The organism is Porphyromonas gulae, assembly GCF_000765945.1.
Taxonomy (GTDB): Bacteria; Bacteroidota; Bacteroidia; order Bacteroidales; family Porphyromonadaceae; genus Porphyromonas; species Porphyromonas gulae.
Window position 1 is genome coordinate 200,002 of sequence record NZ_JRAT01000002.1, and the last position, 26,126, is coordinate 226,127.

General features: G+C 46.8%; 18 protein-coding genes and 1 tRNA gene. 8 read left to right on the forward strand and 11 right to left on the reverse strand.

Annotated features, from left to right (window positions below; genetic code table 11):
* Nucleotides 1-161: 161 nt before the first annotated feature.
* The 7 genes from HQ49_RS01165 to HQ49_RS01195 all read left to right on the forward strand — a co-directional run bounded on the left by HQ49_RS01165 (nt 162) and on the right by HQ49_RS01195 (nt 11,198).
* Nucleotides 162-2,714, forward strand: coding sequence for an adenosylcobalamin-dependent ribonucleoside-diphosphate reductase (locus HQ49_RS01165; protein ID WP_039417929.1), 2,553 nt, complete (start codon nt 162-164; stop codon nt 2,712-2,714).
* Nucleotides 2,715-2,904: 190 nt separating this feature from the next.
* Nucleotides 2,905-4,812: a tetratricopeptide repeat protein gene (locus HQ49_RS01170; RefSeq protein WP_039417930.1), complete on the forward strand. Its 1,908-nt coding sequence runs from the start codon at nt 2,905-2,907 to the stop codon at nt 4,810-4,812.
* Between the two features lie 860 nt (nt 4,813-5,672).
* Nucleotides 5,673-8,303 carry a valine--tRNA ligase gene (locus tag HQ49_RS01175; RefSeq protein WP_039417932.1) on the forward strand — a complete coding sequence of 877 codons (2,631 nt, stop codon included), beginning with the start codon at nt 5,673-5,675 and terminating at the stop codon, nt 8,301-8,303.
* A 28-nt stretch (nt 8,304-8,331) separates the two neighbouring features.
* On the forward strand, nt 8,332-8,784 hold the full coding sequence (locus tag HQ49_RS01180) for a hypothetical protein (RefSeq protein ID WP_039417933.1): 453 nt from the start codon (nt 8,332-8,334) through the stop codon (nt 8,782-8,784).
* Between the two features lie 60 nt (nt 8,785-8,844).
* Nucleotides 8,845-8,917, forward strand: a tRNA-Thr gene (locus tag HQ49_RS01185).
* 200 nt (nt 8,918-9,117) lie between these two features.
* Entirely contained in the window at nt 9,118-10,059 is a 942-nt protein-coding gene (trxB, locus tag HQ49_RS01190; RefSeq protein WP_039417935.1) for a thioredoxin-disulfide reductase, read from the forward strand.
* A 524-nt stretch (nt 10,060-10,583) separates the two neighbouring features.
* Complete coding sequence (locus HQ49_RS01195; protein ID WP_026292302.1) at nt 10,584-11,198, forward strand: sugar transferase; 615 nt, start codon at nt 10,584-10,586, stop codon at nt 11,196-11,198.
* A 100-nt stretch (nt 11,199-11,298) separates the two neighbouring features.
* On the opposite strand, the gene HQ49_RS01200 is transcribed toward HQ49_RS01195, so the two are convergent.
* From HQ49_RS01200 to HQ49_RS01250, 11 genes are all read right to left on the reverse strand, one after another.
* Nucleotides 11,299-12,927: an asparagine synthase-related protein gene (locus HQ49_RS01200; protein ID WP_039417936.1), complete on the reverse strand. Its 1,629-nt coding sequence runs from the start codon at nt 12,925-12,927 to the stop codon at nt 11,299-11,301.
* Complete coding sequence (locus HQ49_RS01205) at nt 12,878-14,197, reverse strand: lipopolysaccharide biosynthesis protein (RefSeq protein WP_039417937.1); 1,320 nt, start codon at nt 14,195-14,197, stop codon at nt 12,878-12,880. Before HQ49_RS01205 ends, HQ49_RS01200 begins: the two co-directional genes overlap by 50 nt.
* A complete protein-coding gene (locus HQ49_RS01210) occupies nt 14,194-15,348 on the reverse strand; it encodes a DegT/DnrJ/EryC1/StrS family aminotransferase (protein ID WP_235290019.1) in 1,155 nt (384 codons plus the stop codon). The genes HQ49_RS01205 and HQ49_RS01210 overlap by 4 nt, the downstream gene beginning before the upstream one ends.
* Before the next feature lie 177 nt (nt 15,349-15,525).
* Complete coding sequence (locus tag HQ49_RS01215) at nt 15,526-16,653, reverse strand: thioredoxin-like domain-containing protein (RefSeq protein ID WP_039417938.1); 1,128 nt, start codon at nt 16,651-16,653, stop codon at nt 15,526-15,528.
* Between the two features lie 132 nt (nt 16,654-16,785).
* The gene (locus HQ49_RS01220) at nt 16,786-17,646 is read right to left on the reverse strand and encodes a glycosyltransferase family 2 protein (RefSeq protein ID WP_039417939.1); all 861 of its coding nucleotides are present in this window, start codon (nt 17,644-17,646) and stop codon (nt 16,786-16,788) included.
* 5 nt (nt 17,647-17,651) lie between these two features.
* Complete coding sequence (locus tag HQ49_RS01225) at nt 17,652-18,803, reverse strand: glycosyltransferase family 4 protein (protein ID WP_039417941.1); 1,152 nt, start codon at nt 18,801-18,803, stop codon at nt 17,652-17,654.
* 45 nt (nt 18,804-18,848) lie between these two features.
* Complete coding sequence (locus HQ49_RS10460) at nt 18,849-19,853, reverse strand: glycosyltransferase family 2 protein (RefSeq protein ID WP_080732508.1); 1,005 nt, start codon at nt 19,851-19,853, stop codon at nt 18,849-18,851.
* Between the two features lie 19 nt (nt 19,854-19,872).
* Nucleotides 19,873-20,916: an EpsG family protein gene (locus HQ49_RS01235; protein ID WP_039417942.1), complete on the reverse strand. Its 1,044-nt coding sequence runs from the start codon at nt 20,914-20,916 to the stop codon at nt 19,873-19,875.
* 6 nt (nt 20,917-20,922) lie between these two features.
* Complete coding sequence (locus HQ49_RS01240) at nt 20,923-22,257, reverse strand: UDP-glucose dehydrogenase family protein (protein WP_039417943.1); 1,335 nt, start codon at nt 22,255-22,257, stop codon at nt 20,923-20,925.
* A gap of 276 nt (nt 22,258-22,533) precedes the next feature.
* Nucleotides 22,534-23,650, reverse strand: a protein-coding gene (gene prfB / locus HQ49_RS01245; RefSeq protein WP_152569113.1) for a peptide chain release factor 2 whose coding sequence is annotated in 2 segments (ribosomal slippage) — nt 22,534-23,586 and nt 23,588-23,650 — 1,116 coding nt in all. Because the reading frame shifts where the segments join, the coding sequence is not laid out codon by codon here.
* 124 nt (nt 23,651-23,774) lie between these two features.
* A complete protein-coding gene (locus HQ49_RS01250) occupies nt 23,775-25,601 on the reverse strand; it encodes an AMP-dependent synthetase/ligase (protein ID WP_039417946.1) in 1,827 nt (608 codons plus the stop codon).
* 225 nt (nt 25,602-25,826) lie between these two features.
* On the opposite strand from HQ49_RS01250, the gene HQ49_RS11760 reads away from it, so the two are divergent.
* Nucleotides 25,827-25,976 (forward strand): hypothetical protein, encoded by a 150-nt coding sequence (locus HQ49_RS11760; protein ID WP_162832553.1) that lies wholly within the window; start codon nt 25,827-25,829, stop codon nt 25,974-25,976.
* Nucleotides 25,977-26,126: the final 150 nt, after the last annotated feature.

A 26,126-nucleotide genomic window follows, 5' to 3' on the forward strand; every position in this document is an offset into this window, starting at 1 on the left:
GAAACTTTCTGCAAAACACAAAAATCACAATATGCTAATAATAAGAATTTTATGAAAAATTATTGGAAAACTTTTCAACAACGAAGCCTTTACCTATTGTCCAATTAATATATACTTCATAACATTGCAGACACAAACAGAAGTTATTTATACAAAATACTATGTCACGCAAAACGTACACATTCGACGAGGCATACAAAGCCTCGCTTGCCTATTTTGATGGCGATGAGCTTGCCGCCAAAGTATGGGTAATGAAGTATGCGCTGAAAGATGCCCAAGGGAATATCTACGAAAAAAGCCCTGTGGACATGCACAAGCGTATAGCCTGTGAAATAGCTCGCATCGAGAAAAAGTATCCCAATCCTCTTTCCGAACAAGAGCTGTTCGACCTCTTCGATCACTTCCGCTACATCGTACCTCAGGGAAGTCCGATGACCGGTATCGGCAACGACTTTCAGATAGCCTCCCTCTCCAACTGCTTCGTTGTCGGTTTGGACGGCGATGCCGATTCCTACGGAGCTATCATCCGGATCGATGAAGAGCAGGTACAGCTGATGAAACGCCGCGGAGGCGTAGGGCACGACCTCTCCCACATTCGCCCGAAAGGTTCGCCCGTGAAGAACTCTGCTCTCACATCCACCGGACTGGTCCCATTCATGGAACGCTACTCCAACAGTACGCGCGAAGTAGCTCAGGACGGCCGCCGCGGTGCTCTTATGCTGTCCGTATCCATCAAGCATCCCGATTCCGAATCCTTCATCGATGCCAAAATGACCGAAGGCAAGGTGACGGGAGCCAACGTATCGGTGAAGATCGACGATGATTTCATGCGTGCCGTTGTCGAAGGCAAGCCCTATAAACAACAGTACCCCATCGATGCCAAAGACCCGAAGTGGGAGAAAGAGATCGATGCACGTACCCTCTGGGGCAAAATCATTCACAACGCTTGGAAGTCGGCCGAACCCGGAGTGCTCTTCTGGGATACGATCATTCGCGAATCGGTACCCGATTGCTATGCCGATCTGGGCTTCCGTACAGTCTCCACCAACCCTTGTGGTGAGATTCCTCTCTGCCCCTACGATAGTTGCCGACTGCTCGCTATCAACCTCTATTCCTACGTGAAGAACCCGTTCACGAACGAAGCCTCCTTCGACTTCGAGCTTTTCCGCAACCACGTTATTTTGGCACAGCGCATAATGGACGACATCATCGACCTCGAAGCCGAAAAGATCGAACAGATCCTGAGCAAGATAGACAGCGACCCCGAAAGCGAAGAAGTCAAGACCTCGGAACGCAACCTCTGGCACAAGATCCGCCGCAAGACCCTTGCCGGCCGTCGTACAGGTGTAGGTATCACTGCCGAAGGCGATATGCTCGCAGCGATGGGATTCCGCTACGGTTCGGACGAAGCCACCCAATTTGCCGAAGAGGTACAGAAGACCCTCGCACTCTGCGCCTATAGCAGTTCTGTGACCATGGCCAAGGAGCGCGGTGCCTTCGAACTGTTCGATGCCAAGCGCGAAGAGAACAATCCCTTTATAGCCCGTCTTCGCGAGGCCGATCCGTGGCTGTACGAAGAGATGAAGCAGTACGGACGACGCAATATCGCCTGCCTCACGATAGCTCCTACCGGTTCCACCAGTCTGATGACACAGACTTCCTCCGGTATCGAGCCGGTATTCATGCCGGTCTACAAGCGTCGCAGAAAGGTGAATCCGAGCGACAAGAATGTACAGATCGACTATGTGGACGAAGTGGGCGACAGCTTCGAAGAGTTCGTTGTCTATCACCACAACTTCGTCACTTGGATGCGCACCAACGGTTACGACCCTGACCGCAAATACACGAACGAAGAGATCGACGACCTCGTAGCCCGTTCGCCCTACTACAAGGCCACGGCCAACGATGTGGACTGGGTGGCTAAGGTGAAGATGCAGGGACGTATCCAGCAGTGGGTAGACCACTCCATCAGCGTAACCATCAACCTCCCCTCCGATGTCACCGAAGAGCTGGTCAATACTCTGTATGTAGAGGCATGGAAGAGCGGCTGCAAAGGCTGTACCGTCTATCGCGACGGTTCGCGCAGTGGCGTCCTTATCACCGACAAGCCGAAGAAGAAAGACAAGAAAGAGGAGCCGGCAGCTCTCCAGACCACGGTACAGAGCATGCTTATCTCCCGTCCGCGCGAGTTAGAAGCGGAGGTAGTTCGCTTCCAAAACAACCGTGAGAAGTGGATCGCTTTCGTTGGACTCAAAGATGGACGTCCTTACGAGATCTTCACCGGTATAGCCGATGACGACGAAGGTATCATGGTACCGAAGAGCGTTACCCACGGCAAGATAATCAAGAACAGGGACGAAAACGGCGAACGACACTACGACTTCCAGTTCTGCAACAAGAAAGGCTTCAAGGTAACCATCGAAGGCTTGGACAGCAAGTTCAATCCCGAATATTGGAACTACGCCAAGCTCATCTCAGGCGTCTTGCGCTACGGTATGCCTATTGAGCAGGTGGTACATCTCGTACAGGGCATGTCGCTGAACGACGAATCCATCAATACATGGAAGAACGGCGTGGAGCGCGCCCTGAAACGTTACCTCCCCAATGGCACCACCCTCTCAGGACAGGTATGTCCGAGTTGTGGTCAGGAGACATTGGTTTATCAGGAAGGCTGCCTGCTATGCACCAGCTGCGGAGCTTCCAAATGCGGATAAAGCACAAAGTCGACAGGGTATCGCTTCTATAACATAATACCTCTGCCACTACTCTACATTTCCTTTACTGCTCAAGAGGGCATGTCCGGACCATGATTCGGCATGCCCTCTTCTTGTATTTCATAAATCAAGCATCTGATTTTATCTATATTTGCAAACATCAATTCAAAGATTTACCCAGAATCAAGTTATGGATCCAATTTCGACAATACTCGAACTTTTATTTACTCCGATCAAAAACCTTTACTTGAAAATACAAAGCTATTTCAAAAAGGAGGTTGATCCCCAAGTGGAATCGGTTTTTCATTATACCCTAAATGATTTTTTCAAAAATGAAGTTGGATATACGACACGCATCAAACTAAAGAAAGCGGTTCATGCATATATGAAGAGCCCGAATTCATTCAAGCCAGAGGATCGAGAAACACAAGATTTTATTGTCTGTTTTGAGAAACGGCTTGCTGAACCCAAACACCAAGCAGCTCACAACTACTTGACCCGATTGGAGAATAGAGAGCAACATGCCGAATGCATGGAAGCTACCAAAGCAAGAGGCCTTGATACACGGGATGTTCAACGATACTTGAAACAACTGCCAATCAAAGATGGTCAAGCAAAAGCAGAACAGGCCATAGAAGATTTATACCAAAGTCGAGAGATAGAACTTCCTTTGCGCGAGACATTGCAAATCATAGTCAGAAATCTGTTCGAACACTCGGCCGAGTTATTACATGTAATAGAGGAGTTGAAGAAAAGCGGAAATACTCTATTAGCCGATACTTTAGAATCCATCCGGCAAGTAGTGATCGGCAAAAGCGACAATAGCCTCACTCGGATTTACGAAGAGTATAAAGAAAAAAGGAATGAAGAAACGACTAAGGTTCTAAGGGAGCTAATCGAAGCAGCCAAGACCAAGTTTTCATTTGACGAGGCATGCAACTTCTATGAAAAGCTGATCACAATCGAACGATCTCCGGAAAACCTCTTCGGCTATGCTGACCTGCTATATTCTCTTAATGACTTCACCAAAGCCAAACAATATTATGAAGAAATCTTAGTTATCTATAGAGCACTCGCAAAGAAAAATCCTCAGGCCTATAATCCCTACTTGGCCTTAACATTGAACAATCTAGGTCTATTATACAGTAATAACAATGAGCTAAAGCAAGCGAAAGACTGCCATCAAGAGGCCTTGGTGATAAGAAGAGAACTCGTAAAAAAAAGTCCTCAGGCCTACAATCAAGACTTGGCTATGACATTGAACAATTTAGGCCTTTTACTCGGCAAAAACAATGAATTAAAGCAAGCGAAAGATTGCTATCAAGAGGCTTTGGTGAAATACAGAGAGCTTGCAAAGAAAAATCCTCAAGTCTATAACCCGGAGTTAGCCTCAGTATTGAACAATCTGGGTGTCTTACTCAACGATAACAAAGAGCCCAAGCAAGCAAAAGAATATCATCAAGAAGCCTTGGAAATACGCAGAGAACTTGTGAGAAAAAAACCTCAGGTCTATAATTCGTACTTGGCTATGACATTGAGCAATCTGGCTGTCTTACTCGCCAATAACAATGAACTAGAGCAAGCGAAAGACTACTACCAAGAGGCTTTGGTGATAAGAAGAGAACTGGCAGTCAAAAATCCAGAAGCCTATAATCCAGACTTGGCTACGACTTTGAATAATCTAGGTGCTGCTTTACTCAGCAACAACAATGAAACAAAGCAAGCGAAGGACTACTTTCAAGAAGCTTTGAAGATAAGAAGAGAACTCGCAAAGAAAAATCCAAAGGCCTATAATCCATACCTAGTCTCAACATTGAACAATCTGGCTGTTTTATACTACCGAATCAATAATCAAGAAGACGCAGAAAAAGCATATAAAGAAGCCCTTTCGATAATAGAAATTTTGGCGAAAAACAATCCATCAGCCTATGAAATACACTATGCACAAACGCTAACCATTGGAATATTTTATTTAGGAAAAGATCCAAAGGACATAGAACAAATAAAGGCAACACTACAGAAATACCCTGACAGTAGTCGAGCAAAAGAATTGCTTGAAAAAATAAAAAGCTGGGAAGAAGAGAATCCGAATGCGTAATAGAAAGGTATACAAGCAAAATTAGGCTTCACCGGAGTTGGTCTTTTTTCTTACATTTGTGGACTCAACAACTAAATGCCCTATATATGCTACGACTTCATATAACATCGACAAACAGTAAGGCCGATTTTGCTATCCCACATACCCACTCTCCCATCGTGAAAGGAGAGAAAAGAACGCTTATACCTATGACGAACAAGCAGGAATAAGGCTATCAATAGCCGGACAAAAGCATAAGGCACGCACCCGATTCGAAGCTGAATCGGGTGCGTGTCTTTCTTTTATCGCCCGTCGAAAGGGCTTTCTTCATCTACGATCTATATATAAATGGTATGACAATCTATATAGATAACGAAATCGATTTATATATAAATTGAAAACGATTTATATACAGATCGAAAATGATTTATATATAAATCGAAAATGGTTGATATACAAATCGTTTTTCCATCTCTTAGAAACCCGAATCCGAGCTAAAGAAGTTCGTTTTACCATCTTTTGGGGTTCAAAAGGCTCTTCCTTTTACATGCTTATTTAGAATCATTCCAAATTCATCTTCGTTGTTGAAAACTTTTTTGGTGCGTATTTTTCAGTGTTCGCAATAAGTTCCGAAGAGCAGAGAAAAAGGCCTTCCACGATCAATTTTCTTCCTCCCTTATCCTACCCCCCAAAACACCGCTGTGGTTACTTATTTATAGTATGAGTACGGCTCCGTTCTTGATGCCGGCAGCAGCCGAAAAAGGAAATCGTGCTTCATTATTTATTACTTTTGCGCGATAATGTTCTTGTGTGGACGCGGCCGATGACCGAATCGCGCACAGGAGGAGCAAAAACATTCTTACAGGAGCAAAGCGTACAGTATGGAAATAGCGAGCAAATACAACCCCGAAGAGGTAGAATCGAAATGGTATAACTACTGGATGGAATATGGCTGTTTCATCTCCGTTCCCGATGGACGAAAGCCATATACCGTGGTGATCCCCCCACCCAACGTGACGGGAGTACTCCACATGGGGCATATGCTCAACAATACGATTCAGGACATCCTCGTACGCCGTGCCCGTATGAAAGGGTACAATGCCTGCTGGGTGCCGGGTACAGACCATGCCTCCATAGCCACTGAAGCGAAGGTGGTAGGCCGATTGGCTGCTCAGGGTATCAGCAAGCAGGATCTGGGCCGAGAGGAGTTTCTCCGTCATGCATGGGACTGGACCCACGAGCACGGAGGCATCATCCTCGAACAGCTCAAGCGTCTGGGAGCATCCTGCGACTGGACACGGACGGCCTTCACGATGGACGAATCCCGCTCCGAGAGCGTGATCAAGGTGTTCGTGGATCTCTACAACAAAGGACTGATCTACCGTGGCATACGGGTGGTAAACTGGGACCCGAAAGCGCTGACTGCCCTCTCGGACGAAGAGGTAATCTACAAAGAAACGAACGGCAAGCTCTACTATCTGCGCTATTTCGTAGAGAACGAACCGGACAAATATATAATAGTAGCGACGACTCGCCCCGAAACCATCATGGGCGACACGGCCGTCTGCGTGAATCCGAACGACGAACGCTACCGCTGGCTCCGAGGCAAACGGGTGATAGTGCCCACCGTAGGGCGTGCAGTACCCATCATCGAAGACGAATATGTGGATATGGAGTTCGGTACGGGCTGTCTGAAAGTGACGCCCGCACACGATGTCAATGACTATATGCTCGGGCAGAAACACCGGCTCGAAAGCATAGACATATTCCACGACAACGGCATACTCAACGAACACGGCGGCCCGTACGCCGGTATGGACCGATTCGATGTGCGTAAGAAGATCGAACAAGACCTGATCGATGCCGGTCTGATGGAGCGAGTGGAGAACTACGTAAACAAGGTAGGCTACTCCGAGCGTACCGATGTACCCATCGAACCGAAGCTCTCGATGCAGTGGTTCCTGCAGATGGAAAGTCTGGCCAAACCGGCTCTCGATGCCGTAATGAACGATGAGATCAAACTGCATCCGGCCAAATTCAAGAATACCTACCGCCACTGGATGGAGAACGTGAAGGACTGGTGCATCAGCCGACAACTTTGGTGGGGGCATCGCATCCCTGCCTACTACCTGCCGGACGGAAGTATCGTAGTGGCAGAGACGGCCGAAAAAGCGGTGGAACTGGCCCACAAGCAAACGGGATCGGACTCGCTCACAGCAGAGGATCTGCGTCAGGAAAGCGACTCGCTGGATACGTGGTTCTCCTCGTGGCTATGGCCGATAAGCGTATTCGGTGATGTGATGGATCCGGAGAACGAAGAGCTGGACTACTACTATCCCACGAGCGACCTCGTAACGGCTCCGGACATTCTCTTCTTCTGGGTAGCCCGCATGATCATAGCAGGCTATGAATACCGTGGCAAGAAACCCTTCGACAACGTATATCTGACCGGTATCGTACGCGATGGTCAGGGCAGAAAGATGTCCAAGAGCCTCGGCAACTCGCCCGATCCTATCATGCTGATGGAGAAATACGGTGCCGACGGAGTCCGCATGGGACTGATGATGGCCGCTCCAGCCGGCAACGATGTGCTCTTCGACGAATCGCTCTCGGAGCAGGGACGTAACTTCTGCAATAAGATATGGAATGCCTTCCGCCTCGTAAAAGGATGGCAGCAGGCAGAAACGGCCACGCAGCCCGAAGCCTCGGCACTGGCCGTGAAATGGTTCGGCTATCGCCTTGATGAGGTGAAGACGGAGCTGGACGATCTCTTCTCCAAATATCGTCTGAGCGAGGCACTGACACTGGTTTACAAGCTGTTCTGGGACGACTTCTCCTCCTGGTATCTGGAGATGGTGAAGCCGGCATACGGTCAGCCGATGGATGCGAAGACCTACGACAGTACGATCGGCTTCTTCGACCAGCTGCTGCGTTTGCTCCATCCCTTCATGCCTTTTATCACAGAAGAGCTATGGCATGCACTCGAACCGCGTCACGATGGCGAGACCATCATGCTCTGCCTCCTGCCCGATGCGCATGAGACGGACAGGGACTTCCTACAAGCCTTCGATCGTACACGGGAGATCATAGCCGCCATTCGCAATATCCGTACCGGCAAGAATATTCCTTTCAAGGAAAAGCTGACGCTCGAAGCAGGAAGCGAACACGATGCCTCTTTCGATGCCGTCATCATCAAAATGGGCAACCTCGAAGCCATCGGCCGAGTGGAAGAAAAGACGGGCGGCTCTACCTCTTTCCTGATCGGTACGCTGGAATACGCCATCCCGATGGGCGGATTGATCGACGTGGAGGAGGAGATCAAGAACCTGTCCGACGAACTGGCCTATCAGGAGAAATTCCTCGCTTCAGTCATGAAGAAGCTCGGCAACGAAAGCTTTGTGGCCAAGGCTCCGCAGGCTGTCATAGAGCTGGAGCAAAAGAAGAAAAGCGATGCTGAAGCGCGAATCGCCACACTTCGAGACAGTCTGAACCAGTTGCAATCGACCAAATAAACCCCATACACAATCTCTTTAGCCAACAATGAAACCGAACGAAGTACAGATTCAGCTCGAACGCCTGTTCCGCACACCGATTGAACACCCCGACAGCTCCAAAACGGCACCGATAGCCATCAGTGATCTTTTCGTCCAAATAGATCCGGCTACAGGGGAAGTACAGCTATTCAACGACAAGGACGAAGAACTCCATCGTGTGGTCATATACGATTGGATCCAAGAAGGACGGACGGAGATACCGTCCGCAATGAGGCAGGAGCTTCGGGCCGCAGTCAAAAGACTGCATGCAGCCCGATTCTTCGACAAAGACCAATTTGTACGCCCCTTCTCAGTAGCTCTGACACAGGAGGATTTCACGATTATCGAGGAATTGCTCTTCATCGACGACGAACTGATTCAGCTGGATTCGGCCCTATTGGAAAATTTGGACGAAGAATTGAATAATTTTCTTGCCGAACTTCTTCCGGATATGGAATAATTATTTACCTTTGCAGCGCTTTCGAGAGAGGGCGGGCGGGCGCAAGGCCGTCTACAGACTGCCGAAATAGCTCAGTTGGTAGAGCAATTCATTCGTAATGAATAGGTCGCCGGTTCGAGTCCGGCTTTCGGCTCTGACTTTAGAGATTGTTGTTAATGTGTTTGGCTGTGTTGCGATTGTTCGTAGCACAGTCTTTTTTTATGGGCAGTGCATCGGCATAATGGAGCGGAGCGGTCGTATGCTTCGATAGATAGGCTCGGTAAACGAAAAGGCTACTATCTTTGTTTCATCCATAGAACAATACTTACTAACGAACAAATACAAACGATCATTATGTCAGAACATGCACGCTGTCTCATCATCGGTTCCGGACCTGCCGGCTATACCGCAGCTATCTATGCTTCTCGTGCCAACCTCAACCCCATCCTCTACGAAGGGATACAACCCGGCGGTCAGCTAACGACCACAACCGAGGTGGAGAACTTCCCGGGCTATCCCGAAGGAATCACCGGTACGGAACTGATGGAAGACCTGCGCAAACAAGCGACCCGCTTCGGAGCGGACATCCGTTCGGGTATCGCCACAAAAGCCGATTTGAGCAAGGCTCCTTACCGGATCACGATAGACGGGGAAAAGGAAATCACAGCTGATACGCTTATTATCTCCACGGGTGCCACTGCCAAATACTTGGGCTTGGCTGATGAAGCCAAATATGCCGGCATGGGTGTTTCTGCCTGTGCAACCTGTGACGGATTCTTCTACCGCAAGAAGAAGGTAGCCGTAGTGGGAGGAGGCGATACCGCATGCGAGGAGGCTCTCTATCTGGCATCGCTGGCCGAGCATGTGTACCTGATCGTACGCAAGAACTACCTCCGTGCCTCCAAGGTAATGCAGGAGCGTGTGATGAATACGGCGAACATAACCGTTCTCTTCGAGCATAATACCGTGGGTCTATTCGGCCAAAACGGTGTGGAAGGTGCTCATCTGGTGAAACGCAAAGGAGAACCGGACGAAGAGATGGTGGACATTGCCATCGATGGCTTCTTCCTTGCTATCGGTCATACGCCGAACTCGAAGATCTTCGCCGACTACCTCGACTTGGACGAAGTGGGCTATATCCTGACGGAAGGTTCATCTCCGCGTACAAAAGTGCCCGGCGTATTCGCTGCCGGCGACGTTGCCGACCCACACTATCGTCAGGCTATCACGGCTGCCGGATCAGGCTGCAAGGCTGCTATCGAAGCAGAGCGTTATTTGGGCGAACACGGCCTATAAAAAGCATTGCTTCAATACAGAAAAGACAAAACCGGCCAAGGAGAGCTATTTCCTCTCTTTGGCCGGTTCCGTTTTTTGTCACTTTCGCCTCATAGCGATGCTTTTCTTTCAGGTTTTTCTGATATCCATATTATATCGATCATCATCTTGGCCATTGATTCTGAATTATTAATCTTAAATAGCATTATTTCATTGATGCATGTAAAGAATTACTATTGCCTTCAAGAATGTATAAAATATTAAACAAAGGAGTCTAATAGAAAACATCGTCACAAGCCCGATATTGCCCTGAATCTCTGATAGAAAAAGGAAAAGACACGGAACATATTTATTGGAGAAAGAAGGGGTGCTATTGGTGCTTAAAGCCCAGAAAACAGCCCCTATATTTCGATTCATCTCCACAGAATATTGCCTTTGGCTTTGCGTTTTTTATTCATAAACCAAAAGTTATATCTATTTTTGGCAACCGATAGGATAAATACCCTTTCCGGAAGAGGGAGATATCTGCCCTGAGCTGAAAGAGAATGGAAAATAACGATAGATTGAACTCACTTTGGGTGAGAAAAATTAAGAGACTGGTCGATTTTTGTCTCGCATTGATTTTTTTAGCCGTTGCCCTGCCTTTTATGCTGATCATAGCATTGGTGATTTTCATGCAAGACGGGGGGTCTGCAATCTTTTCACAAGAACGTATCGGTCTTGGTGGAAAGCCTTTCATGCTATATAAGTTTCGCTCGATGAAGATGGATGCGGAGGCCAACAATCAACCTCAGCTATTCCAAGAAAATGATTCCAGGCTGACGAAGTTCGGTCGTTTCCTGAGGGCCTCTCACTTGGACGAGTTGCCCCAATTCTGGAATATCATCAAAGGGGATATGTCTATCGTAGGCTATAGGCCCGAAAGGGAATATTACATCCGTCAGATAATGGAACGAAATCCGGACTACGCGCTTTTGTACCAAATAAGGCCGGGGCTGTTTTCCTATGCTACGTTGTACAACGGCTATACGGATACGATAGAGAAGATGCTGGTGCGTCTGGAGATGGATTTGATGTACTTGCAGAAAATCAGTTTCTGCTACGATACCAAGATTTCGATACTGACGATCTCTTCTATCCTAATCGGCAAGAAGGTATAAGTAAGTAAACCACAGATTTTACGAGGGAAGGTTCGAAAGACTTTCCCTTTTTCATTGTAACGAGTTGGGAATGTGGCAGCTTTGCTTACTCTCAAATTAGTCAGAGAGGCAAAGGGCGACCAATCAGCTTTTCGTTTTGAAGCAGATACCAGCAAAAAGATAACCCATTGATCGATGTCGGACGGAAACGTCCGTCCTGCTCTACCTCCCGCAATACGGGCTGCATGATCTGCTCAAAACCGATGATATCGCCTTTCCAAATAGAAGGACGCGGCATAAATGGGCGAAGCAAAGGCTTTACGGTTCGTTTGAGCCGATAAACGGGAGAAGAAATAATACCATGCAGGTCCAAATCGTCTGAAAAAGAGATACCACTCTCACCGTACAGCTCACGGCAAATATCATCATAGATACGCTTTCCATAGCGGTATTCAAAGGGAAGAGAATAGGCAAAATCAAGCAACTCCTTATCAAGGAGCATGCAAGCTGTATCCAACCCGAAGAAACGCCATGATTGCTGGCTATTGAGCATATACTTGGGGATGTTTTCCCACTGCATATACTGCTCGAAAGTGCGATAGGCCGGCTGTTGTATTTGATCGTAGCCGGCAAACAGCTTTGCCTGCATGGAGAGCAATCGTTCCTTCTGTTTCCTGTCAAACTGCTGGTTCATCTGCTTGTGGGAGTAGAGGATATGCGACAGCTCATTAGAGGAAAGCTTACTCTCTGCCAAACGGGGGTGCATCAGCTGAGAACCACCCAAGTCATCTCCCTGATGGCCGGGCAAAACAACAGCATTCGATGGGAATGGAACCATGCTATTATGCACCGATCCGGATGCGATACTTCCAGCTGCTATGAACTCTTGGTAGTAATAGCAGGAAGATAGTCCGGTCATATTGTACATATAAGACAGAAACTCAGCATCCTCTGTATAGTCAGCTCGGTCGGATCTTACACTGTTGATATAGACGAATGGGAAGCCGAGTCTATCCGCCACTTTAGCAGCTTTCAGACTATCCGGATTCCCTTCTTTACCATAGGAAATGCAATAGACATGGGGGTACTTCAGGCGGTGCAGCATATAGGCTATCATCCGCGAGTCGAATCCGCCAGAAAGAGGGAGTATGGCCGGCCGACCATTCAGATAGCCTACAAGTCGTTTGCCGGCACGAATGAGGCGGTGCTTCAGTTCCTCTTTAGCCTCTTCATAAGATAAAGGGTGGCTGTCAAACGGAGCATATCGGTCTACCGTATCGTAGGCTGTAATCGTAATGCCCTTTCCGGCTCTATATCGCATAGCGTGTCCGGAGGGTAGTTTCCGAATCTCACGAATCAATGTGCTATCAGCCGGAGTATATCCCCAACGCAAGAAAAAGAGGACAGCGTCATCATCCCAGTTGTCCGGCTCTGTGAGCAATGAATAACCGTTCTCCGCCATACGGAGTCCATCGGAAAAAAGACGGTAGTAGAGACGCTGTGATGAGCGATGGTCAGTCGCAGCCCAGACTTCCCCATCTGCACGTTGGAAGGCGACAGCCCATTCCCCTGTAATACGCTTAGTTCGGGAAAGAAAGTCATCCCAATCCGAAGCCGCATGGAAGAAGGCTTGCAGTTTTTGGGAAGTAAGATGCCGGTCTCCATCGAAGATAAACCCTGCTGAGTAACCGGCCATTATATCAATATCTTTCTTTGGGAGCAAAGGAGTGAAGTCTGAGGCTATTTTCATATTTGCGAATAATCATATAGAACCATGCTATCTGCACAAATGAGTCAAGCGCACGCTCGGCAAAATGCAGCCACATATATTTTTCGAAAGGTAACAGTCGGGTTCCTATCAGTATAACAAGCAACTGAACAACCAATAGAATGGCTTGCATCTTCATGAACTTGCGCTGCTTCCCAAACAAATCGGGCAGGAAATTATATACGGACGATAGAAAATTGAAGATAAAGAACGGCAGCATAGCCATTATAATGGATGAACACAACAGCCATTTCTCCCCTAAAATAACAACGACAAGTGGCTCCAAAAAGAAGAAAAGGAGGATAGAGCCCAGTACAGCTACCAAAAGCCAAATGAGGACGAACCTACGGATCGGAAGGATGAAAGACTGCCCGGCATTCTTCTGTTCGGCAACTCGTCTGAACCAAACTCGGCTGAGTGAATCGCTAATAAGTTGCATAGGCCTACCGGCAAGCATATAGGCCATACCATACAGCCCGACAGCTGCATCGTGGTATTGCAAAGGCAATAGCAAGGATACAAGACTACCGGACAAGATGTCTATAACGGCCTGAGGCAATGAATAACGCGGGAAATTGGCATAGGTACGGGCTGCTATTCTCAGACGTTGGCAAGTAACATATCGCTTGTATTGGGACAAAAGAGCCTGCTTGCGTACAAGGGGAAGGATACCTGCCATACCACCGAGCAGGGCCGCAAGCTGAAGCCCCCAAAAGCCCATCTTGAGAAGGCCGAAACCTATTCGAAGCAGATTATTGCCCAATCCTTGACTGATCTGTGCAATACTCATACGGCCATATTGATTATGCGAATTAGCCCATGACAACAAGGAAATTACTCCTGCAGCAAAGAAGACGAAAAGGGGAAGCAGGAATAGATGCGTTTGCTGTCCGCTGTATCGCGAATCCGTCAAAAAGGGATTGATAATGAGGACTACCGGAATAAGAGCCAAGCAAAAGATCAAATTGAACCGAAGAGATGTAAACAGCAACAACAATGCTCTTTCTTTCGATGGTGCCAATATGGTAGCTTGATCATAACGCCCAGTGGCAACGATCGTGAGGACACCCACAATGGAAAGGAAAACGGTAATTTGACCGATCTCGGATTCGGTATAGATACGTCCGATAACGGGAAGTAGCAAGAAAGCCAATACCTGTACAAAGGTACCGGCACTGATCAGTTTCATGCTGTTTGCCGTCATGGAACTCTGCCCTTGCTTCAAGGACGAGCGTCCTTCCTCTTTTATCATCGTGAAGACGGTTCGAATGTTTTAATTGCTGATACCACGGTATGGATTTCCTCTGTCTCCATTTCCGGATAGATGGGGATAGACAAAACTGTTCGAGACAGCGACTCCGACACATCCAAAGATTCAGCCCAACGAGCAATACCTATGAATGCCGGCTGCCTGTGAAGTGGTATCGGATAGTATATCATCGAGGCAATCTTATGTTTGGTCAGATGCTCCCGCAGTCTGTCGCGCGTATTCTCATCGAAGAGCTTAAGGGTATATTGATGATAAACATGTACTGACTGTTGCAGGGAGATCGGAGTATGGAGCCATTCGATGCCTTCGAGCAAAGAGGTATAGCACGAGGCTACCTCATTCCGGTGTGTATTGAAACGATCCAGATACTGCAATTTCACACTGAGAACGGCTGCCTGAATGGTATCGAGTCGAGAGTTGCATCCTATAATGTCATGTTTGTATTTGACCTTTTGACCATGGTTGGATATCATTCGCACTCGCTCGGCCAATTCATCATCATTCGTCGTGATGGCACCACCATCTCCATAGCAACCCAAATTCTTCGATGGAAAGAAAGATGTACAACCTATATGCCCCATTGTTCCTGTCTTTCGTTTATTGCCATCGGAGAATGTATATTCGCCACCCATTGCCTGAGCATTGTCTTCGATAACGAACAAATCATTTCGCTTGGCAAAGTCCAGAAGCGGTTCCATATTGCAGGACTGACCAAACAAGTGTACCGGTATGATTGCTTTCGTCTTGTCGGACAGACATTTCTCACAACTCTCAGGTGTAAGATTGAATGTAACGGGATCTACGTCAGCGAAAATAGGAGTCAATCCTAACAAACCGATAGCTTCAGCACTTGCGACATAAGTGAAATCGGGCACAATGATCTCATCTCCAGCTTTCAATCCAACAGCCATCAGGCTGATCTGCAGTGCATCTGTACCATTGGCACAAGGGATCACATGCTTTACATTCAGATAGGCTGCCAAATCTTCCGCAAAAGCATGTACTTCTTTGCCATTGATGAATGCGGTGCTATCGATAACTCCTTGAATGGCCTCATCGATCTGCTTTTTCAGCTGCTGATACTGCTTTTTCAGATCAACCATCACGATCGGTCGGGATATAGAGGTAGGCATGGTTGTTTGTCTTGTTGATGAAAGAGAATAATAGGAAGAAAAAAAGCTGTGTCGGGGGTTGGCTCCCTGATACAGCTTCTTGCATTTCTGCCTAAAGATCGATTTTCGTCACGTTGGTCTGTTCTATCACGGATTTATCAAAAGAAGAGCCTTATCTTATTATTTCGGAAATAATTTTCAGAGGCTCTGCAATCTTTGGAGACGTTTGAGTTCGCCATTTTGGATCAAGAAAAATGTGGGCAGCGACCTGACGTTGAATGACAAGGCTGCTTTTCCCTCACTATCGTTCACCGTGATCCAAGGGAGTGTACGCGTTGCATTCTGCCAGAAATATAAGTCCTTGTCAAGAGAAATCTCATATATCTGAAATCCATTGTTGCGATGCCGTTGATACAACGCTCTTTGTTCTTTTACCAGAGAAGGCGACCATTCTGCCTGATGGGAGGTAAAAGCTATCAATACCTTGCTATTTGCTTCTACAACTTTTGATAACGGCTGTTCATTGCCTCGGCTATCGATTAAGGTTATTTCAGGAATATCTTTCACTTCTATTTTGCGAGTGGAAATATCTTTTGCGACACGATCTCTTCGCATGGCAGCGATTCCCAAGAGAGAAAGATCTCTAACGCTTTTGGTATAGGGCGAAGTTGGGTAGTAAGTATCGTAAGCCGTAGCTACAGCTGCAAAGGCCTTGGCATCCATAGGGTCGTAGACATTGAAATACAAAAGACCGTCTTTCTGCTGGAACAGCGCAAAGTACGAAGCCGGTGATTTAGGATCCTGGAAAATGAAATCGTTACGCAATGTGGTCTTAAACTCATCTATCACCTTAGCAATAGTGTCTTGATACTGTGCGGCGTTCAGCTTGTTCGCTTGGAAAGAGCAATACAATCCATCCAAACGACCATCCGTTTGACCTTTCAATGTGGCAATCTTGCGGATATTGTCATTCTCAACACCCAGATTGTCTTCGATAGTATAGTTAGAAAAGTTGTTCCGATCTGTTTGTATACTGATTCTCGATCCGATCTGAGCAACAAAATTGATCTGCTGCCTCTTAAATTCAAGCTGGTAGAAAGATGGCATTGAGTCCGCTTGTGCTACAAAACTGAAATGACCTCTACGGTCAGGACTTGCAGAGTCAAGCACAGAAAGATCGCTCCCTACGATCTTAGTCAGATATACTTGCGCGGTATCCTCATAACCGGCAATCGAACCTTCGACCCGAAATGTATCTTTGTTACCACAGCTATTGAGAGAGAAAAGACAGATGAAAGCCAAACAGATCTGGCATAATTGCTTCATATTCGTCGAGAAAATGTGTCTATTAGTTTTTTTACAGCTGCAAATATATGTTATACGATTTGTATATCACTCTAACAAACGCATTGACAACTGATAGTATAGTCGTTATTCCACATATTCAGCCTGCATAAATCAATCCTTTTTTACTGCCGTTTGCTGCCGCAGTACAGCTAGACATGCCCTATTGACCCTACGACGCTCGGCATCGAATAGCCACCCCCATTTGTTGAAGTAACGGATGAGAGAAACAATATGGTGCCGAAGCAGTTTGGCATCATGATAAGAACCTTTCGCATAGGTATGTGTGATGGAGACTTTTGGGAAGAAAACAGTACGGGAAACTTGCCCTATACGTCTGCACAGGTCTAAATCTTCAGCATACATAAAAAAGCGCTCGTCAAACCCTCCTACTTGTCTAAGAATATCCATTCTTACAAACATGAAACACCCCGAAAGCGAAGGAATATCCTGAATCGTGTCATAAGACCAATAACGCAACTCGAATCGCTCGTTATTCCTCTCTCTATATGGTCTATAAGGAACAAATCGCCTGAGCATAACATCCCATGGACGAGGAAACAATTTGCATAAATGCTGCAATTCTCCATTAGGATAGTACACTTGCGGCATCAACAATCCTATATCAGGATTTTCATCCATATATGCAGCGAGTGCAGGCACTACTTCCGGGCCGAACTGTACATCTGGATTAAGGATTAGATGATAAGGTGGGTTGAAGCGGGCTGCCTCTCTTATAGCTATATTGTGGGCTGATCCGAATCCTATATTACGGTTATTGAAAAAATACTGGATATCCTCAGGCCGCTCTTCTTCGAGAATACGGAGGCTGTCAGTCGGAGAATTGTCTATAAGAATGAGCTTCTTCTTAGTTATCGTATCAGAGAAAAATGAGTTAATAACGTCCCGAATAGTATCCGGTTTGCTCTTATAAAGTACGATCGAAGCTGTAATAATCGAACATGCGTTCTTCATTGAATTTATTTTAGTGAAGCCAATAGTTCTGTATAGTAGTTCTGATATTGTGCTGACATTGTTTCGGCAGAGAAACGATGCCTGATATCGAAGACTTTTTGAGGGTTGAACGTATGACCAAGGCTTTTTAGTATGCAGACCTCCAATTCTTTTTGGTTTCCTACGGAAAAGAACAGATCATTGTTCTGAAAGCCTTTGCCACAGATCTCTCTGAAAGGAGGTAGATCTGTGGCTATAACAGGTTTGCCACAAGCAATAGCCTCCAGATAATTCAGACCGAAACCTTCCGAGTGCGAAGCCGTGATGGCATAATCTGTGGCCATCATATACTCATGGACATTTTTCTGAAAACCCAATAGCCTGATATGATCAATCTTGTCTCCGATTTCCTTTTGACAAGCTTCTCTCAACGGTCCATCGCCGACAAAGAAGAGGTAAGAGTCTTTGTCCAACTTTCCACTCTGTAAAAGGGACAAAAAGGCTCGAATAATGATGAGAGGATCCTTCCGAGAGAACAAACGACCTACGACAAGAAAGATTTTTCCGGATACAGGTAGTCGCAATTGATGGCGCAGTTTTTTCTGAAGATACTCATCCGGTATTTGGAAAAGAGAAAGATCGACACCATTGTGGATAATACGTATTCTTTCCCTTCCATCCTTTATATAGGGCGCATAGTATTCTTGTACCGCTCCGCTTATTGCAGCATAATGCCCTATTTTACTGAAGCTACGCAAATACCGAAAATTCATATAGTTCCCCAACAGATTACCTTTCAAGAAGGTAAAGTCATCTTTGGAGATGTTATGAAGGGTACTTATGCATGTTATATTCTGAGACAGTCGGGATGCAATCAGATCGGGATGGTATCCATGACTGTGAAGGATATGAGCATTCTCAGCTTGTAGAACAGACAAAACCTTTCGTGCTATCCTCGCGGTCTGTAGCTCCAGAGAAAGAAGGCTGTAGTTGAGGTAAATACATTTTACATCTATGGATCTTAGCTCTTTCACTATCGGATCTTCCTCGTCCTCATGGCGCAAACAAATGACGACAGGACGGAATTTGTCTCGATCCAGATGTCTAATGATGTCTCGCAAGACTATCACCGGCCCTGTTTGGACAATATTATTGATCAGATGTGCAACGGTTATCATACTACATAGAATGTTTTGTCAGGGCGAAATGAATACAGAGCGACATCAGGCTCTCATTATTCTTTTCATTTTCTGTTCTATTTTACACAGGAAATATCCTAAGTATCTCATGAGGAAAGAGTCAGACAACTGACAAAGAAATCTAAACCGTATCAATAGATGGTATTGCATGGATCCGATTTTCTTAGGATTGAGCACTCGGTATTCCTTTATTGTTTTATATTGACTGAAAGGTGCTTTGTCATAAAACATTTTAGCCGCATTCAAATAGGCTATTTCAAAATCAGCCTCGAATTCGGAAGGATCGCTAAGACTGTTTGCATACTCCCGACAGTCGTCTATCGCGGAAAACAACTGCGCCAAACTTTCAGTCTTGATCGTGGATATATACGAGCTTTCATTCTTCTGCTCATAGTGGATGGAAGGAATCGGCAGATAGTCTATACGATCGGTATGCAAGAACAAAGGGAAAATCGAACGCAAGTCTTCCAGCAGATTTTGCCCTCTCGTATGCTTGAGGGCAAATTGTTTGTAGTGCGCGCTTTCGAAACATTTGTTCGTCAAAAAGCCCTGCAGCTCACCTTTGAGCAAGGCATGGGCACATATTCTCCCTGACCTTCCCGGAGGACGTTGAGGATAATACACCTGCTTTTTCCGGTAGTCGGCTATATAATCCGTGATCAGTACTTGGCTATTACACTGAGTAACTTTCTCAATGCAGCAGCTGACAAAATCTTCGCTGTCCCAATAGTCATCGCTATCGAGGAAAAACATATACTCCCCCGTAGATAGTTCGATGGCTGTCTTCCTGGCCCCAGCCAGACCTTTATTCTGCTCGTGTACTATCAGCTTACACACGTCTTCCTTTTTATGTGCTTTGATCAGTTTTTCTACGATTGCTCGACTGTTATCCGGAGAGGCATCGTCCACTATGATTATTTCCAGAGACGAGTATGTCTGTCTGAATACAGACAACAGACAACGTTCGATAAACCTCTCTACCTTATACAGAGGAATGAGTACGCTGACCAAAGGGGAGTGGACGATCATAATTAGCTAATAATATTTTTCAGAAGAGTATAGACTTATAGTTGGCATATGGCTCGGAAGGACTGCTGAGATCCTTCAGCATAAAGAAAGTGAATACAGCGAGAATCCCCAGAATCGCACTTCTTTGCCACAATCGTTCCGACTGTATGTAAGCATTGGGCAACAATATAAAGATGAAAATGAAAGGATAGAACATAATTCTCATTGCCACCTCAAAAGATATGGTTGTATTATATATCAGAATCGATACGACATAGAGGAAGATATACAGACGGTTTTGAGGATCTTTCTTTTCAAGATCAGACTGAATCATCAGAAAGAAAATAGCAATCGAATTGAGGAAGAGCTGATAAAGACCCGAAGAAGAAACGGCCGATACAAACTGCTTCTTTATATAGAAGCCATATCTTTCCGGCAAGAGCGTAGCTGCATAGTCGGCAACAGGCTCAAGAATGATGGCTCCAAATATCCACGTAACGACCAAACCGACTATTATCGGCCTTTTGTCGATCCGCTTCGTGGCCAAAGGAACCAATATCAACATGGCCAATGCACTAACATGGAAGAGAGCGGAGGTGCCGATACAGATATAGAAATAAACGTATTTTTTGGACAAAAAGAGTGAAAATGATGCGAATACGATAGCCATGGCCACATACTGTCGTACCATGTTCATCGTCTCGAAATACCCTCTATATATAAGGACAAAAGCAATGACCGAAAAGATACAATCCTTGGACATCTTTTTCATCCCAATGAACATCAGAAGAATAGTCACAAAGGCTACAAAGAAAAGCCATGCATGAAAATCCAAGCCCAAAGAATGAAAGGCTTTATTGATCCATTGCCACACCAATTCGAAGTTATGGGCTGTTTTGCCATCGGGAAATTGATAAGCATGTTCGTAGAGCCTATAGTCTCTTCCCATTCCGATCCTTGTGCCGGAGAATATCACAAGGGCGAGTCCTGATATCCAAAAGACGAAGGTTTTGAACCGATCGTCATATTTGTCTGCAAGGAACAAAACAGCAAGAAAGCCGAATAAAACGAAATAGGGCAACATGATTGTTTATCTGGTTGAGGCAGATTCAATAGCGAAACTTCCTATGTTGAGCAGGCTGATGCCGCTGTCTGGCGGAAGCTCGTACACATTACGACCATCAATGACCAAAGGTGAAGCCATCGCTCGAGAGAGAGCTGCCCAGTCAGGCATTCTGAATTCCTTCCATTCCGTCACATGGAACAAAGCCTCTGCTCCCCGGACTGCATCGTACATATCCGTGGCATATTCCACTTTGTCGCCCAATCTTTTTTGTGCCTCTTTCATCGCCACAGGATCGTACACTCGGACCCTGCAACCAACTTCCAGCAGCTTCTCGATGAGTACCAGCGAAGGGGCTTCACGCATATCATCGGTACCAGGCTTGAATGAAAGCCCCCATATTGCCACACGCCGACCTTGAACATCGCCATTATAATAGGCCGAGAACTTATCGAACAGGATACTCTTCTGCTTCTCGTTCACACGTTCAACGGCTTGTAGGACTTCCATCGTGTAACCGTTGTCTTCTGCTGTCTTGATAAGAGCTTTGACATCCTTGGGGAAGCAGGATCCACCGTACCCACAACCCGGGTACAGAAACTTGCTGCCTATACGTGAATCGGAACCGATACCGAGACGAACCATGGAAACATCTGCTCCCACTCGTTCGCACAAGTTGGCCACATCATTCATAAAGCTGATCCGAGTGGCCAGCATGGCATTGGCAGCATATTTGGTCATTTCAGCCGAAGCAATGTCCATGAAAAGAACACGGAAGTTGTTTAAGAGCATTGGCTTATAAAGACTTGTGATCAGTTCGCGTGCCCTGTCCGAATCCACTCCCACGACCACTCTATCGGGTTTCATGAAGTCATCGATGGCATTTCCTTCTTTCAGAAACTCCGGATTGGAAGCGATGTCGAAGTCAATCAGCACCTCACGCTTGTCCAATTCTTCCTGTATAGCCGTTCTGATCAGTCGGTACGATCCCACCGGTACGGTACTCTTGGTAACGACCAGAATATAACGGCTCATGGCACGACCGATACTACGGGCAGCATCAAGCACATAGCTCATATCCGCACTGCCGTCTTCACCGGCCGGTGTACCCACCGCTATGAATACAATATCGGCTTCCGGCACGGCTTGCTTTATCTCCGTTCCGAATCGCAGTCTGCCGGCTTTCACATTGCGAGCTATCATTTTTTCAAGCCCCGGCTCATAGATGGGGATAGTCCCGCTGTTCAGCTGATCGATTTTATTTCTATCAGTATCTATGCAGCGAACATTTGCCCCCAACTCCGCAAAGCAAGTAGCACTGACCAGTCCCACATAGCCGATACCGACTACGGCAATATCCATATTGTAATAGCTGATTGAGTTCTTCGGCACAAAGGTAAGATAAAAAGAGAAGCTCTATCGGGAGAAAGTCGGCTATTTCCTCGTCCTGTAGCAGGAATATGGCACTTGCTACCCGAAAGAACATGAGATACAAAAACCATGCCTATAGGTGTATGTAAGCCGATAAACCGACGACATGTCGGGACTTCCTGCAAAAAAGAAATGGGCCGACTGCCGATGCAAGCCTGCCCCATTTCCTTTGATCAACGAATCCCTCCTTTCAGAGGCAAAAGTCGATTACGCCTCTTCACCGGCAAATTCCATCAGATAAGCCTTGATAAAATCATCTATGTCACCATCCATAACGGCATTGACATTGCTCGTCTGATAGTTGGTACGATGGTCTTTCACACGGCGATCATCGAATACATAGCTGCGGATCTGCGATCCCCACTCTATCTTTTTCTTGCCGGCCTCCACTTTGGCCTCTGCAGCCCGTCGGCGTTGCAGTTCCATCTCATAGAGCTGTGAGCGGAGCAGCCGCATAGCATTTTCGCGGTTATCGTACTGGGTACGGCTCTCCGTATTCTCGATCACGATTTCTTTGTCCTCTCCCGTTTCTGGATCTTTGTACTTGTAGTGCAGTCGGACTCCCGTCTCTACCTTATTAACGTTCTGTCCACCTGCTCCACCTGAGCGGAAAGTATCCCAACTGATACCGGCAGCATTGATCTCGATCTCGATAGAATCGTCCACCAGTGGCACGACAAATACGGAGGCGAACGATGTCATACGCTTACCTTGTGCGTTATAGGGAGAGACGCGAACGAGTCTGTGTACCCCATTCTCGCTCTTGAGAAATCCGTAGGCCAAATTGCCTTCCACATGCATCGTCACAGTCTTAATACCTGCTTCATCTCCATCCTGCCAGTTGGTTATCGTTACTTGATACCCCTGCTTGTCTGCCCAACGCTGGTACATACGCACCAGCATGGAAGCCCAGTCTTGGCTCTCGGTTCCTCCTGCACCGGCATTCACTTTGAGCACGGCACCGAAGTGATCCTCTTCGGATCGGAGCATATTCTTCAGCTCCACCTCTTCTATCAGCCGGATGGCATGAGCATAGGCTTCATCCACCTCCTCTTCAGTGGATATACCCTCCTTGCAGTATTCGAAAGCGAGCTTCACCTCCTCGGCAGCTGTGTCGATGGCATCGTAGTAGCCTATCCAGCTCTTCAGCTCTTTCACCTTGCGCATCTGTGCCTCGGCACGCTTGTTGTCCTCCCAGAAGGCAGGATCCTGTGTGCGCAGTTCTTCCTCTTCTAATTGGATACGTCTGTTATCGACGTCAAAGATACCCCCTCAGCGCATCACGGCGCTCCAACAGAGAGTTCAGTTGGTCTATAGTAATCATCGATAATTATATGAGTTTTGTTAGTTTTTGCTTCGTTCGGCGTCCCAATAACATCTGCCGAAAAACCACTGTACCCGAATGCGCTCCGTATGCTTCCGGGACAGTGCATGGGGGAAAACGAGGCTCAAAGGTACATCTTTTCGATGGCTTCGGCATAGTGTTCGTTGATCACTCGCCTTTTGAGTTTCATCGTCTCGGTCAGTTCGCCCTTCTCCAAAGTGAAAGGCTCAGTGAGGAGCGTAATGTACTTCACCTTCTCATAGGCAGCAAGCGAATCTTGTCCAGCCTCTATTCTGGCCATCATCAGGCGGTTGATTTCAGGATTTGCAGCCATCTCGTCTACAGACATTGTTTCAGCCTGTTTAAGTCCCCTTTTGATGGTAGCCTGTCTGACCAATTCCCAATTCGGATAGACTAAAGCACTCACATACTTGAACCTATCGCCTATTACTGCTATCTGCTCGATGATGGGATCCTTGGTCAGCATCCCCTCGATCATCTGTGGTGCTATGTACTTTCCGTTGGCAGTCTTGTACAGATCTTTTATCCTCTCCAGAAAATAAAGCGTTCCATCCGGATCCATGCGTCCGGCATCGCCCGTACGGAAATAGCCGTCAGACGTGAAGGCTGCAGCGGTCTCCTCCGGCAGATTATAGTATTCGGACATGATGGATTCGCCCTTGACCAATATCTCGTTATTGTCCGGATCTATTCGGACGTCCAGCCCTGGCATCACTTTGCCCATGGAGCCGATCTTGAATCCTCGCTGCGGGTAGAAGGACACAGTGGCAGTCGTTTCGGACAGACCATATCCGACAATGATGGGAATGTTTACGGACTGAAGGAAGACGTTGATCTCATCCGACAGCGGTGCTCCGGCCGTGGGGAAATAACGTCCTCGCTGTAGTCCCAATACGCGCTTGAGCAGGGTGAATATGGTGCGGTTGTAAAAGGCATATTGCATACTCAGAAGCAGTGGCGCGCGTTTCCCCTCATTCCAATAGTCGAGACGATAGCGTTGGCCTACGGCCATAGCACGCCTGTAGACACCTTTCAGGATGCGAGGAGAGGAGGCCATCTTCTCATTCACGCCCTGATACACCTTCTCCCAAAAGCGCGGCACGTTGCACATGAGTGAGGGGCGTATCTGAGGCAGTGCTTCCAGTACTTTCTTCGGATCTCTCAGGATGGCGATCCTCGTTCCCGTCGTCAGGCAAAAGAGCGTCCATGCCTTTTCGAAAATATGACTCATCGGCAGGAAGGCTATCGACAGCTCGCCCGGCCCATAGACGGGAATATGCTCGCTATGGACTTTCATCTGACACATCAGATTGCTGTGCAGGAGGAGGACGCCCTTGCTCCTGCCGGAAGTGCCCGATGTATAGATGATCAGTGCCGGATCGGAAGGAATGGCTTCGCGAGAAGAGACTTTGACCTTGGTCTCATTCGGCATGGAATCGCCCAAACGAACAAATTCGGAAAAGTATTTCGAAGTCTTATCCTCCGGATTGAGCACCACGCGCTCATCGAATACGACTATGCGCTTTAGTGTACCACATTCTTTCTGTACCCGATAAGCATTGTTGTATTGGAACTGCTCTCCGACAAACAGCGTCTCCATGGATGAATCCTCCACGATGAAACGCAACTGCTCCGGTGAGCTTGTGGCATACAAAGGCACCACTACACCTCGCATGGCGAAGGCTCCCAGCTCGGCATACAGACAGTGTACCATATTGGGAGAATAGATACCTATTCGCTCCCCCGGTTCCAGACCGATCTCGGCTAATGCTTTCGCAGCATTCATGACGCCGGCAGCAAATTTGCCCCAACTGATATTGCGCCATTGTTTGCTTTCGCGATCGTAGTATTTGATTATAGTCTTATTTGGGGATTTTTCAGCCTGTCGCTGAGGCAATTCTGCCGGATGATAGATAGTGACCGCCATCATGAAATCGATATTTTACCGGCATCTGTTTTATAGCCGACATTTCCAAGTACAAAGGTAGTCTTATTTGTCAGTCTGTCACGACTGTACATATTCCAGGCCTGTCATTTTTCGCTACCTTTGCAGCGTCTGACAAGCCTCTGTTTCATGGAATGGAAAGACGGATAGGACTAAAGCAAGCGTTTTTCTTGCTGAAAACAAGTAAATTAAAGACATATTGTACCGAAAATGATTGCACGATTAGAGACTTCGGCTTTTGCTGTTAGTACATACTTGGCAGCAAGTACGACTACCCTACCCTCCTGCTTTACGTCTGATAATGATTCGATATGCCACAAGGCTCTCGGACAAAGGGCTTTACTATGCTATGACGAATAGAGTGGGATAAGACTTCGACACCACCTCAAACTTATAAGGCACCCCCTCGATTCTGAAGTGCACCCAAAAAGTTGGACAGGTTAAACATTATCCGGTTATAGAAAGAGTTCGGTATTGCACCGGACTCTTTCCTTTTAACCGTGATTTTAT

Coding starts and splice junctions, on each gene's coding strand:
- HQ49_RS01165 (WP_039417929.1), top strand. CDS start 162: ATGTCACGCAAAACGTACACATTCGACGAGGCATACAAAGCCTCGCTT.
- HQ49_RS01170 (WP_039417930.1), top strand. CDS start 2,905: ATGGATCCAATTTCGACAATACTCGAACTTTTATTTACTCCGATCAAA.
- HQ49_RS01175 (WP_039417932.1), top strand. CDS start 5,673: ATGGAAATAGCGAGCAAATACAACCCCGAAGAGGTAGAATCGAAATGG.
- HQ49_RS01180 (WP_039417933.1), top strand. CDS start 8,332: ATGAAACCGAACGAAGTACAGATTCAGCTCGAACGCCTGTTCCGCACA.
- trxB (WP_039417935.1), top strand. CDS start 9,118: ATGTCAGAACATGCACGCTGTCTCATCATCGGTTCCGGACCTGCCGGC.
- HQ49_RS01195 (WP_026292302.1), top strand. CDS start 10,584: ATGGAAAATAACGATAGATTGAACTCACTTTGGGTGAGAAAAATTAAG.
- HQ49_RS01200 (WP_039417936.1), bottom strand. CDS start 12,927: ATGAAAATAGCCTCAGACTTCACTCCTTTGCTCCCAAAGAAAGATATT.
- HQ49_RS01205 (WP_039417937.1), bottom strand. CDS start 14,197: ATGATAAAAGAGGAAGGACGCTCGTCCTTGAAGCAAGGGCAGAGTTCC.
- HQ49_RS01210 (WP_235290019.1), bottom strand. CDS start 15,348: ATGCCTACCTCTATATCCCGACCGATCGTGATGGTTGATCTGAAAAAG.
- HQ49_RS01215 (WP_039417938.1), bottom strand. CDS start 16,653: ATGAAGCAATTATGCCAGATCTGTTTGGCTTTCATCTGTCTTTTCTCT.
- HQ49_RS01220 (WP_039417939.1), bottom strand. CDS start 17,646: ATGAAGAACGCATGTTCGATTATTACAGCTTCGATCGTACTTTATAAG.
- HQ49_RS01225 (WP_039417941.1), bottom strand. CDS start 18,803: ATGATAACCGTTGCACATCTGATCAATAATATTGTCCAAACAGGGCCG.
- HQ49_RS10460 (WP_080732508.1), bottom strand. CDS start 19,853: ATGATCGTCCACTCCCCTTTGGTCAGCGTACTCATTCCTCTGTATAAG.
- HQ49_RS01235 (WP_039417942.1), bottom strand. CDS start 20,916: ATGTTGCCCTATTTCGTTTTATTCGGCTTTCTTGCTGTTTTGTTCCTT.
- HQ49_RS01240 (WP_039417943.1), bottom strand. CDS start 22,257: ATGGATATTGCCGTAGTCGGTATCGGCTATGTGGGACTGGTCAGTGCT.
- HQ49_RS01250 (WP_039417946.1), bottom strand. CDS start 25,601: ATGATGGCGGTCACTATCTATCATCCGGCAGAATTGCCTCAGCGACAG.
- HQ49_RS11760 (WP_162832553.1), top strand. CDS start 25,827: ATGATTGCACGATTAGAGACTTCGGCTTTTGCTGTTAGTACATACTTG.